This is a genomic window from Rhizobium sp. FG113, assembly GCF_057809895.1.
The window spans coordinates 126,998-138,429 of sequence record NZ_JBMDKV010000018.1 but is presented as its reverse complement, the minus strand read 5'-3'; the positions used below and the strand labels follow the sequence as shown (position 1 = coordinate 138,429).

At 55.2% G+C, this 11,432-nt stretch carries 10 protein-coding genes; 5 read left to right on the top strand and 5 right to left on the bottom strand.

The window, feature by feature from the left end; genetic code table 11:
- Positions 1-18 precede the first annotated feature (18 nt).
- The gene (locus tag ACODTZ_RS29385; protein WP_489030027.1) at positions 19-333 is read left to right on the top strand and encodes a GFA family protein; all 315 of its coding nucleotides are present in this window, start codon (positions 19-21) and stop codon (positions 331-333) included.
- An 85-nt stretch (positions 334-418) separates the two neighbouring features.
- Positions 419-1,471, top strand: coding sequence for a YihY/virulence factor BrkB family protein (locus tag ACODTZ_RS29380; RefSeq protein ID WP_209236553.1), 1,053 nt, complete (start codon positions 419-421; stop codon positions 1,469-1,471).
- A gap of 8 nt (positions 1,472-1,479) precedes the next feature.
- Here ACODTZ_RS29380 and ACODTZ_RS29375 read toward each other — a convergent pair whose 3' ends face one another.
- The gene (locus tag ACODTZ_RS29375) at positions 1,480-2,289 is read right to left on the bottom strand and encodes a mechanosensitive ion channel family protein (RefSeq protein ID WP_209236554.1); all 810 of its coding nucleotides are present in this window, start codon (positions 2,287-2,289) and stop codon (positions 1,480-1,482) included.
- Positions 2,290-2,500: 211 nt separating this feature from the next.
- Between ACODTZ_RS29375 and ACODTZ_RS29370 the strand changes: the two genes are divergently transcribed.
- Both ACODTZ_RS29370 and ACODTZ_RS29365 read left to right on the top strand, forming a co-directional pair.
- Positions 2,501-2,878, top strand: a complete 378-nt coding sequence (locus ACODTZ_RS29370; protein ID WP_209236555.1) for a response regulator — start codon at positions 2,501-2,503, stop codon at positions 2,876-2,878.
- Positions 2,879-3,084: 206 nt separating this feature from the next.
- Complete coding sequence (locus ACODTZ_RS29365; protein ID WP_209236556.1) at positions 3,085-3,906, top strand: alpha/beta hydrolase; 822 nt, start codon at positions 3,085-3,087, stop codon at positions 3,904-3,906.
- Positions 3,907-4,590: 684 nt separating this feature from the next.
- On the opposite strand, the gene ACODTZ_RS29360 is transcribed toward ACODTZ_RS29365, so the two are convergent.
- The 4 genes from ACODTZ_RS29360 to ACODTZ_RS29345 form a co-directional block, all read right to left on the bottom strand.
- Complete coding sequence (locus ACODTZ_RS29360; protein WP_489030014.1) at positions 4,591-6,207, bottom strand: sensor histidine kinase; 1,617 nt, start codon at positions 6,205-6,207, stop codon at positions 4,591-4,593.
- A gap of 166 nt (positions 6,208-6,373) precedes the next feature.
- Positions 6,374-6,727: an RT0821/Lpp0805 family surface protein gene (locus tag ACODTZ_RS29355; RefSeq protein ID WP_209236634.1), complete on the bottom strand. Its 354-nt coding sequence runs from the start codon at positions 6,725-6,727 to the stop codon at positions 6,374-6,376.
- Between the two features lie 241 nt (positions 6,728-6,968).
- A complete protein-coding gene (gene amyA / locus ACODTZ_RS29350) occupies positions 6,969-8,450 on the bottom strand; it encodes an alpha-amylase (RefSeq protein WP_209236557.1) in 1,482 nt (493 codons plus the stop codon).
- A gap of 648 nt (positions 8,451-9,098) precedes the next feature.
- Positions 9,099-9,437 carry a hypothetical protein gene (locus ACODTZ_RS29345; RefSeq protein WP_209236558.1) on the bottom strand — a complete coding sequence of 113 codons (339 nt, stop codon included), beginning with the start codon at positions 9,435-9,437 and terminating at the stop codon, positions 9,099-9,101.
- 817 nt (positions 9,438-10,254) lie between these two features.
- Between ACODTZ_RS29345 and ACODTZ_RS29340 the strand changes: the two genes are divergently transcribed.
- Complete coding sequence (locus tag ACODTZ_RS29340) at positions 10,255-11,340, top strand: alpha/beta hydrolase (protein WP_209236559.1); 1,086 nt, start codon at positions 10,255-10,257, stop codon at positions 11,338-11,340.
- Positions 11,341-11,432: the final 92 nt, after the last annotated feature.

The following is an 11,432-nucleotide window of genomic DNA, read 5'->3' as shown; positions in this document are numbered from 1 at the left end:
GCCAGAACATCGCCTGATTTGCCCGATCAGCAAAAACAACTCACCGGACGCTCACGCCAGGAGAGCGGCTCAGCATTTACCTATTTTGCGGTTTGGCCCGCCGACCAGTTCGAGACCCGTGGAGAAACTCTGCAGTATTCTGGGCGATCGTTCTGCTCACGATGCGGGTCACGCCTCTACTCGGCAAACGATAAGGAGGCGGAGGTGAAGTTGGGAATCCTCCGCGATGCACCAACGGGTCTCGCACCGACCTACGAGCTTTGGGTCAAGCGGCGGGAACCTTGGCTTTCACCGATTTCGAGTGCGGAACAATTTGACGGGGATCGTGCCTGACCCCGCTTGAAGTTCAACGGGTAAGTGCCAAACATCAGGGGTTAGTTCGAGCGCTAGTGTATTGCAGATTATCGGGGCAGAATGAATGCGCAAGGGAATTTCGACAATCACAGCAGGCTTGGTTGTGGCAACGGCTGTCTACGTCATCGGTCGCTTTGGCAAATCAACCCCGAGCGGCGTTTACTCTCCAAGCATAGACCGGGGGCGAGATGCGGAAACTCCCGAGGCCATTCCCGTCAAAGGCCTAAAGGACGTTCTCTGGCGCGTTGTCTATCAGGTATCTAAGGACCGGGTATCGCTTATTGCAGCCGGCGTGACTTTTTACCTATTGCTCGCTTTGTTTCCCGCGATATCCGCGCTCGTTGCGCTGTACGGATTGGCCGCTGATCCGTCGACAATGGCCGAGCACCTTCGGGAGTTGTCTGGAATGCTCCCACCGGGTGCATTTGATCTAATCGCCGACCGTATTGACAGTTTGGCAGGGAGCCGAAATTCGACGCTTGGCCTTACCTTCTTCGTCGGTTTGAGCATTGCATTGTGGAGCACGCATAGCGCCACGCTGGCAATTTTCGATGCAATGAACGTCGCTTACGACGAAACGGAAAAGCGCGGACTGCTACAGTTGAATCTGGTTGGATTGGCGTTCACCTTATGCGCCATGGTATCGGCTGCAGCCATTCTAGGTTTAGTCGCGCTCATCCCTATTTTGCTCTCGTACATCTGGTTGGATCGGTTCGAGGAGCAAATGGCACTAGTCGTGCGCTGGCCGATCCTTTTTCTCATAGTGGCCACCGCGACAACCGCCATCTATAGGTTCGGGCCAAGCCGGCAGCCCGCCAAGTTCCGTTGGCTGACATGGGGTGCTGTGCTTGTTACGGTGTCGTGGTTTATGATGTCTCTCGGTTTCTCGTTCTACCTTGAACACTTCGCCAACTATGATGCTACCTATGGGACATTGGGAGCGCTCATCGGGTTCCTCGTGTGGATTTGGCTGTCAGTGCTGATCCTCATAGTGGGCGGCGAACTCAATGCCGAGTTAGAGCACCAGACCACAAAGGATACGACCACTGGGCTACCGTTGCCGATGGGCGCCCGCGGCGCATATGTCGCGGACACTCTGGGCCAAACGTCCGACTGACCGAGCCCCTACTTTAGCGCAATACCCTTGGCGGCGAGCCCGTTTTTCAGCCTATCGATTATCTCATACCGCGTCTCAGACCATTGTGTGGTCTGAGCCCAGTACTGCAAAGTCAAAACGGTTTTGTCGGCCGTCAGGTCGTTGGAAAACACGCGAGGCTGAGGTTGCTTCTGGACGCGATGATCCGCAGTGACGATCGATATTATTTCTTGCTTGACGGCATTGGCATCTGTGTCGTTGCCGATGGCGACAGACAATTCCTGTCGCCGGCTGGACTCGCGACTGTGGTTGGTAATTGGTGTATTCCAAAGAGTGGAATTCGGCGCCATGAGATAGAGGCCGTCGGCGGTCTTCATCTCGGTGGCAAACAGGCCGATCTCAACAATGAAGCCCTTCACGCTCCCCGTTTCGATATACTCACCGACACGCAAAGGTCTGAGGACGAGCAACATGATGCCGGCTGCGATGTTCTGAAGCGTTCCCTGCAACGCCAGACCGACCGCCAAGCCAGCGGCACCTAGCGCGGCGATGATTGATGCAGTTTGTACTCCAAACTGGCCCAGCACAGTCACGAAGACCAAGACCAAAAGGCCGTAGTGCAGCACGTTCTCGAAGAACCTCGCCAACGTTTCGTCGATCCCATGGATACGGGATATACCCTGATAGGCCCATCTGCTGATGATGCCCGATAGCATCCATCCACCCACCAGCAATAGAAGTGCTCCTATTATGGAGAACCCATATTGCACGGCAAGTGCGGTGGCCTGGGTGAATGCCGTCCGTGTGGCGACGATGACGTTGGCGGCTGGTGTTTCCATGGAAATGGCCCTTCCTAGTATCACATGAGAAGGGGAACCCCTTTCGATGCGACCCAGTTCCACGTTTCATTGAGGTGGTAGGAGACATCCAAAAGCCACGGGCATCGATTCGTTCGTATTTTATTAAATATGTCTGTGAATACTATCTCCCGAGGGGCGATCTAAATCTGGGCAGACGAGTTTATCTCGTATCCACGGAACGGAGACGGCCATGTACCAGCGTACCGTACTTATCGTCGAGGACGAGTTCTTGATCCGAATGGTACTCGCAGACACATTGCACGCCGAGGGTTACGATGTTGTCGAAGCTGGCAACGTTCTCGAAGCCGTTGCAATTCTCGGGCAGCGACAGGTCGATGCCGTCATTACCGACGTTGACATGCCCGGCGGACTGAGCGGCCTTGATCTTGCGCGGCTTATGTCGATCAAGCATGCGAACGTCCCTGTAATTGTCGCTTCAGGCGGTCATCTACTTCGGACGGCGGACATGCCTGGAGATGCGGTTTTCGTGCCTAAGCCCTACGGAATGGCGGCTATGGCGACGATGATCGACGAGATGACTTCCGTTGGAAAGCGCCGTCGGGCCTGACAAGGCATATAGACAGTAGATTGAGCCTGGGTGAGAGCGATGAACGTTTGCGCGACGCGCTGCGACGCCACTATTTCTCCTTGCCTTCAGTCTTTAGAGCGCAGCATCGGACCTGCATGCAGCCACCTTGTGCAGCTCGGCTGTGAAAGGAACAACTTTCGCTAGTGGGGGTTTGATCGTCTCGGAACCTAAACAAGGAACGAGAGATGACCCAGATCGTATTTGTGCACGGCATGTTTCAGAACCCCAAGAGCTGGAACCACTGGATCCGCGTATTCTCCGACAAAGGATACGACTGCATCGCGCCGGCTTGGCCACTTCACGAAGGAGAGCCTGCTGCGCTTCGACTGGACCCTCCAAGCGGCCTCGGCGAACTTGGCCTTGACGAAATATATGCGTCAATCGTTGAAACGGTATCCAACCTCGATCGCCCACTCGTGATTGGGCACTCGGTGGGTGGACTGATTGCACAGAAGCTTCTGGCAGCGGATCTGGTGTCTGGCGCCGTTGCGATCTCTTCCGTTGCTCCGAACGCAATGCTTGATTTCGACTGGGGCTTCATCAAGAACAGCGCTGTAATCGCCAATCCGTTGAAAGGCGACGAGCCGGTATTCATGGATGCCGAGACGTTTCACGATGCATTTGCCAACACGCTCGCAGAAGAACAGGCGGCGGCAGCGTTTATCGAAACCGCGACTCACGATAGCCGCAACGTCCTTCGCGACTGCATGGGTGTCGCAGGCAAGATCGACCTCTCTCGTCCGCACGCGCCGCTCCTCTTGATCGCGGCGGAAAAGGACGAGATCATCCCGGCCCACCTCACCGAGAGAAACTTCACCGCTTATGATGACAATGGCAGCGTGACGGCCTTCCAAGAGTTTCCGAACCGGAGTCACTACATTTGCAACGAGCCTGGCTGGGAAGAGGTCGCTACGTTCGTTGCCGGATGGTTGGACGCATCATTCCCTGCGCCATCGCGTGACCCTGCAACGGTGGGCACGACGACGCCGTCGACGATTATTGTTTGACGCACAGCACGTCGTTTAGGCGCGCCGCGACACTCAATCTTATTCATCGGGGATACCATGCGCGCTGCGGCGATAGTTGGGGCGTTATAGTCTGCTCATGATTGGTTCATGCTCATCCGGACTATAATCGGCAGAAGGCGCACGAGACGTTTCGCGAATTCAACCAATCTCCAGTGTGAGGTATCGGATCTCGTTGAGCACCCCACGTCGGTCAAATTGCCGACCAACGAGGAGAACTTTCCGCCGGGGGATCAGCGATTGATATGGCTTTGCAACTCGGACTATTGTCATCCACCCGGCACGTGAGCAAAAGCCCTTAAGTGGTTGATTTTTAGAAAATCGGAGGGCCTGTGACTCACAGTTCATAACCTTAATCATATTCGGTCTCACGCGTCCTCTGGATGCTCGCGTCACGGCGTCGCACTGCCAACGAATCTTGCTGACATGCCGTCGTATCACTCGTGTTCCAGATTAGGTGATGGAACCTGACGTCTGATTTGACGTTCCCACCTGCCAACTAGTGAGGGCGGGATTGGCAGAGCGCCAGAGTCGTCCGCGTACGACGAAGTATCGACCGTCAGGCGTGGTGGGGTGTGACGTCGATCCGGGCTTCTTCGTTATGGTCATGCTCAGCCAGACTCTTAAGGCGGGATTCTATCCTACAAATTCGGGTCCGCCGCGAAACTAGCCATCTAAATCCGTGAGCCTGCGTGAAGCCGTGAATATTGTTCCCTTATTTTGGATAAAGCGAAATTCGCCCGCCAACTGCTGAACAAATGCCTTGATCAAGCGTGTCCCCATGCCAGGCTTATTCGAGTTGCCATCAAAGCCGACGCCGTCGTCGACGACGGATAACTCAGCGACGCCGTCAGCCGCAGCTCGAAGACTGACGTGGATCGTCCCCGCCTGTCGGCCAGCAAACGCATATTTCATGCTATTCGCTATCAATTCATTCAACAGTAGCGCAAATGGTGTTGCTCTATCGGGCGCAATATTTAGATCCTGGACATCGAAGGTCACGCGGATGGACCGCCCATGCACGTCCACGATCGTCTTAACGAACGAAGGTATAAATTGCGCGGCAGACACGCCGCTGAACTGATCAAACCCGTACATTTGTTCATGGACCGCAGACATCGCCGTGATGCGCTCGTTAAGCCTTTGCACGGCGCTAGGCTCGAATCCCTGCATTCGGAGCAGCGCCATAACCGTTTGCAGATTGTTTTTTACCCTGTGATGGATTTCCCGCATCAGCGTCTGGTTTATCGTCAAAGCTTCCGCAAGCTGGCGCGTGTGTAGGGCATCTTCTCTGATAAGCCGCTGGATCCAATGAGCCGCTGCGATTGCGCCGACGACTGCAAAAATTACCAGCAGCGCAGCGATCTTCGCATCGTCCCAGAATGGTTGCATGAGTATGCCGACGTCAGCAGACGCGATGGCGATGAATGGCGTTCGCTCAATGATGCGGTAGCCAACCAGGCGGTCCTGATTGTCGACAGGCGAATACGAGCGATAGATTCCGGACGTCGCCTTCTTCATGTAATCGGTGAACAATATGTACCCGCCCATATCGATTGGGCCTGGTGGCTCCGGATGCCGTGCAATGAGCCGGCCGTCGCGCCTGAGAAAACTAACCGTCGAGTTCGGTCCCATATCAACGGAATCCCAGATTGGCTTCAGGACATCTGCGTTGAATGCAATAGCGGCAACCCCCGCGAAGTTTCCGTTCCGTTCGAGACGCCGGCTAACGACGAAAATCTGACGTTTAGTCAAGCGGCTGACGATCAGCGCAGAGGTGTATTCATCCGCGCCGTTCCGCAGACGCGTAAAGTATTCCCGGTCGGAAACGTCCATTGCCTGAATTTTGGGATCGTTGGAGAAGCGCGTAAGACCGTCGACGCCGACGACGTATGCAGTCACCTGCGGCGGTAGGTCGGCGACTGCTGCATTCAGATCATGGACCCGTTGAGGATCGACGGATAGCACATTGGTCCCCAGCGAATCATCGATGCGGTGGAGAGTCTCGCGAGCAAGCGAATTCAGCCAGACCGCATTCGCGGCAACGATTTTGGAAGCAGCGCTCACCTGGGTGTCGGCCCGCTTCGCGGTTGCTTGGTAGCTCGAAACGAGCCAAACACCCAGCACGGAAAGCAGCGCGAGGAACATTAGGGAAATGATAGCGATTGACGCTCGGGCAACCGAGCCCGGCTGCAATGCGTAGGGACCGCCAATCATTCGTGCCATGCGGTTCAACCAGCCCTCTGGTGCGATCAATTTTCCATAGCCTGCTGCAGTTGCCATCGCAACCGAGTGATCGCCATGATCCTATATATCGGTTTTCTACTCGTCCTCGGACTTGTAAATCCTTACAGTCTAAACTCCCTCTTCTTGAGGCCATGCATTCGAATCGTCAATGTCAGCGCGCTTTCCCTCGTTCAGACGGTCAGCAGCACGGCATGCAAGTGGCTCAGCGACTAATTTTCCAATGATTATCTTGGGAAGGGCAAGCGATTCCGTTTAAGCTCGAACTGCCGGTTATCGTCTGATGTGTGGTGACGAATTTCCGACAGCCTTGGTCTGCATCCGTCGCAGGTTCTATTTGCTGAATGACGCCTGCGCTGCCGGTTGAAGGGTTTGCCCAAGCCAAAGGCTGCACTGCCGCGTCAGACGCGCCGACCACCTCGGCGATCACAGCCTGATCAGTTTGAGGTGCAGATCTCGGCTGAGTGGTGGAGGCTGTGACGAAAGGTTCGCTCGTTGTGCAAGCGGTTAGCAAAATCAGAAACGGGACACCCAGGCCATGCCACCAAAATCGAAGCATGTTCTCTCCATCCGCCATCACACTGTCCTGCTACCTTAGCGGCCTAGCCATTACCTAAAGGTTATAGTGGCGAAAATCAGAGTGGCCTCTAAAGATTGACGAAGTCATCGGGACATTCGAATTCACCGGTGTGCTACTCGATAGTCCAACGGCGCCGCTCGACCGGTAACACTCGAGGTGTGCGATCCAATCGAGTGCACGATCCGTGCTGTTCTGCTTGAGGCAGATACGATCGTCCCGTTTACCGATCCGCCCGGACCCAAACACTTACGCTTCCACCGTTCGTCGGAAATTCGCCGCGACCATGTTGGTCCGTGGTAACATGAGAGCTGTGGTGCCCAAGGAAGTCGATGAACGCAGCATTTGAATGGTCGGGGCCAAGGTCGACAAACTTCTGCCCGGCATTGCCATTGGACATCACTACGACACAGCCGGGCTCGGTTTCCGTTCCCTGGCGTATGAAGGCGACAACGTTGGGGTCGTCGAAGATATCGACTTGCAAGCCATTGGCGAACTGCTGACGCGCCTCTAACAGCCTAGACAAGCAGCCGATCGTGGGCATTTCCACCTTCTGTTGGTTGCCGTCTTCTGCGACGTCAATGTATTCAGCGCCGTATAAATCCGGATAGAAAACGCATGGCGTGCCTTGTTCGCGCAGAAGGATCAAAGCATAGGCGAGGGGCTTGAACCAGGGCTCGACAGTTGCTTCGAGTGACTGAAGAGGCTGCGTGTCGTGATTGTCCACGAGCGTTACCGAATGGTCAGGAAGCGACGAAACAAGCGACCCATCGAACATAGTCCGCATGTCAAACTCTGCACCAGCTTTCGAGGCATCATGGAAACGGTGATGCAGCGCGACGTCGAAAAGCTTCAATTGTTTGTCTACAAGTTCCAGATAGTTGGAGAGGGTTGCAACATCTGGGTGCCAATACTCGGCAACTACGAATAGCTCAGTGCCGATGGTGTCGCGCATGTGCCCGACCCAATCTTTGAAAAACCATGCCGGAATATGTTTTGCTGCATCCAAACGGAAGCCCGCGACTGGAACCTGTTCAGCGAACCAACGGCCCCAAAATTTCAGTTCTTCATAGACCGCCTTGTTGCGAAATTCGACGTCGGCGCCCATCAGGTAATCAAAGTTGCCCAGTTCATCGTCGACTTCGCCGTTCCACTGCCCTTCGCCATACTCGTTCATGAGCCGAAAAACGCCCGTCTCACTGGGTTTTTCAATTAAATCCACGCCGCTGAAGCAATTTTTGTCCCAGATGAACTTCGAGTATTTTCCCTCTCTGCCGGGGAAGGTGAAGCGCGTGTAGGCAAGAGCGTGGACTTCCTCCTCGTCAATTTGCGTACGATCGTCAGCGTTGACGCGTCGAACGACCACGCTTTCCATTTCGTCCGCCCCCATCTTGTGGTTTAGGACAACATCATGGATTGGTCGCATGCCCTGATCGACAAGTGCCTTGCAGGCTGCCTCAAAAGCAGCCCTCTCGCCATATTTCGTTGCTATGCTTCCCTTTTGTTCAAATTCGCCAAGGTCGAAGAGATCATAGGTGTCATATCCAACGGACTCGGCGCCGGAAGCTCCTTTGTATGCGGGTGGCAGCCAGACATCCGAAATGCCCAGCGCCGCAAGTTCGGCAGCCCTTTCGGAGACCTCTTTCCACAGGCTTCCTCTTTGTGAGTACCAATGGAAGAATTGGAATACCGTGCGCTTGCTCATTCTTGTCCAGACGCGTTTGGGAGCCGTGGTCCGGGAGGGAGGGCCCAGTTGTGCTCAGGGAGTGTGAGACGTAAAGCCGTGGTGAAGGGTGGCGTGTTAGCGATCGACGCGCGGCATCCGGCAGTTCGCAAGCAACTCATGAAGTGTCGCAAAGTCACCGAATAGCGTTACGAGGTCACGTTTTTGCTTCTCGTCTAAACCGTGACGGGCCGCGAAATCCTCGACGCTATGGACTTGGCTTACGTTGGACGATGCTATCCCCCTAGTCTGAAAATGCGTGCTCATCAAAATCCCCTCAAAATTGCGCGGGGGAAATGATCGTCGTTAAAAATGGTTCCCGAACTAACTTACGAAAATATCTCCCCTGACGTTCAGTTCGCCGGGGCCGGGAGGGCAAGGTGATGCCCACGTGACAACCTGAAAACCGCTAAGGCGGCGACGCAGTGACGCCTGCTGGACGTCCAACGCTGGAGGTTGGAGCTGCACGCCACGTGTCGATCGCGAGGAGGACAACAATTAAAAGAAAGAGCGCCAGGCCGCCGGTTGCCCATATCGACACCCCCCATTTCTTTCGTGAAATGGGTGTTCGCCGGCCTTGATATGGAGTCTGTTCCGGTTCCCGCTCGAATTGTGGGGGCTCTCTCATCGCTACTGCGCGGTAAAGAAGGTGAGGAGCACTTTGCCTTTGTCGCCAATAAGGCATACGAAGCGGTCAGGCTTGCCCGTCTTGTCCTTGCGAGCGATATAGGCCTCCCCAAGAACCACTGTTTTCACTGGCACATCGCCGACAACCGTGTCGGCCTTAGTCACCGCAAGGCTTTCCATATCAAGAACCAAGTCGGTAATGTCCGCAGAGCGTTCCTTCAATGCAATCAAACCCGTGGATTTACATGCGGCGACTGCCGGATCAACTGGCGCTTGGGCTGAGGCATTGCAAGCCGCGAGCGCAGTAACCACGGCTGTTAGGATTTGAATCATATGCTTCATTATAATCTCCCCTGGAAAGCGCGATATCGTCTCTGACTGACGTTAGCTGCAATTGATCAGTCAACTGCGATGCTTAGTTGCTTGAAGAAAGCGCTTGCGCGATTTTGGTTCCGACTGGCCGCTCTGCGAGCATCTTGCATCCAACGGATCTCAGGTGGAAACAAGCGGGCAGTCGCCCTTGTAGACGGGGTGTCAGTTCAAGACCTTCGCGCGCATAGGATCACAAAAGGCGAGGCGTGATCACGGCAAGCACCAGTAAGCCTGTGATTAGTGCTACGAAAGAATGGCTTTGACGCGGCGATTGTTGACAATCTGGGTCGCTATGTCGGGTGCATAAGCTGGTGTGCTTCGTGTCTGGATACTCAGATATTTTGCCATCGTGTTCTCCTACTCGTCCCCATCAACGCGTCGCAAATCTCCACGTTCCAGCCGGTCGGCGCTCTACTTACCGGTCTCAACTCGTTATCCGTTGACGATGCGCACCGTATCTCCCCCTCTATTGCGAGACGCGAGGAGGAGTGACCAAGGGACAACTTCACGAAAGGGCAAGATGACACGCTGATCAGCATAGCGTTTGCCCGTGCGATCTTCGCTCTACAAAAACACCAAGGGGCGAACACATCGACTGGGGCATGTCGGCGCAGGGTTCGCTGGAACAGCGCTCGTTGCATCCGGCGACGTTCAGCAGCTCGCGGACCCCACTTTCAACGTGACTGAATAGCAACATCGTTGGCCAATGACATGAACATGGCCAGCCAAGCTATTCCAATTGGTCGCGACGCACATAGGTAGCAATCGGTTTTCCCGCAGAGGTCCTATGCGCATTGAGATTCTTTTTGTTTTGTTGGTTCTATCGTCTTGCGCTCGTCCGGGACCTGAAACCTTGGCTTTGGCTCCCAAGCCAGTAGGCCAGAAGACGGTCACTATCCTTGTAGCGTCGGTCCGCGTCCCTGCAGAAAGCCCTCCCTACGCATTTACAGCCGGGCGTGCTGATAGACTGCGGTATGTCAAGGTAACGATCGCTATCCCTCCGGGACACAAGCCTCCCGAGATCGAATGGCCGAAAGGAACGCCAGATCCGGCGACGTCGTTCGCCGTTGTCGGTAGACGGGAATTCACGAAGGCCCAGTTCCTCGCTGCGGCCCACTCCGGCCGTGGCTCGGCGCCGGCGGCTGGCATTTTCGTCCATGGTTACAACTACAACTATCAGGAAGCGCTTTTTCGCCTCGCTCAAATGTCGGCCGACTCTGGCGTAAGCGGATCGCCAATCCTTTTTGATTGGCCGTCGCAAGCCAAGATCACCGGATATGTCGCTGATCGAGATTCCGCGGCGTTTGCGCGCGATGACCTTGTTTCAGTCCTCACCGATCTCGGACGATCTAATGTAAAGACTACAATACTGGCACATAGTATGGGCGCGTGGCTGGCGGTGGAGTCGATCAGGCAACTCAGCCTCATGGGTCGAGGGGACACCCTTGGCAAAATTGAACAGGTCGTGCTGGCAGCGCCCGATATTGACGTCGACCTCCTGCGAAAGCAGCTCGCTGCAACGAAACCACTTTCCCGTCCCATCGTAGTCCTCGCATCAAAGGATGATTTGGCCCTTGCTCTCTCAAAACGATTGGCGGGGTCAGCAGCGACTGCCGGCTCGCTAGACATCGCAGACCCGAGGACTAAGAAGCTGGCACAGGACGAGAACTTGGAAGTCGTTGACATTTCGGCGCTTCCCTCGATCGGAGGCACTAACCACGACCGCTTCGCCGCACTCGCCGCTGTCTATCCTCAGCTTCAAAATGCTGGAAGGAACAACGTCGCTGCAGGCACCGGCGCTTTGGTGCTCAACAGTGTCGGAGCGGTCGTGTCGGCTCCTTTCCGGATCGGTAGCTCAATCCTCGCGAACTAATACGCGAAATACGCCGACACTCCGACGACATCCGAAAACACTCATCGAGGCAAAATCTCGCTTAGCTGAGGCGTATAGAGCAAGTCCGCCGC

Coding starts and splice junctions, on each gene's coding strand:
- ACODTZ_RS29370 (WP_209236555.1), top strand. CDS start 2,501: ATGTACCAGCGTACCGTACTTATCGTCGAGGACGAGTTCTTGATCCGA.
- ACODTZ_RS29375 (WP_209236554.1), bottom strand. CDS start 2,289: ATGGAAACACCAGCCGCCAACGTCATCGTCGCCACACGGACGGCATTC.
- ACODTZ_RS29355 (WP_209236634.1), bottom strand. CDS start 6,727: ATGCTTCGATTTTGGTGGCATGGCCTGGGTGTCCCGTTTCTGATTTTG.
- ACODTZ_RS29345 (WP_209236558.1), bottom strand. CDS start 9,437: ATGAAGCATATGATTCAAATCCTAACAGCCGTGGTTACTGCGCTCGCG.
- amyA (WP_209236557.1), bottom strand. CDS start 8,450: ATGAGCAAGCGCACGGTATTCCAATTCTTCCATTGGTACTCACAAAGA.
- ACODTZ_RS29380 (WP_209236553.1), top strand. CDS start 419: ATGCGCAAGGGAATTTCGACAATCACAGCAGGCTTGGTTGTGGCAACG.
- ACODTZ_RS29365 (WP_209236556.1), top strand. CDS start 3,085: ATGACCCAGATCGTATTTGTGCACGGCATGTTTCAGAACCCCAAGAGC.
- ACODTZ_RS29360 (WP_489030014.1), bottom strand. CDS start 6,207: ATGGCAACTGCAGCAGGCTATGGAAAATTGATCGCACCAGAGGGCTGG.
- ACODTZ_RS29340 (WP_209236559.1), top strand. CDS start 10,255: ATGCGCATTGAGATTCTTTTTGTTTTGTTGGTTCTATCGTCTTGCGCT.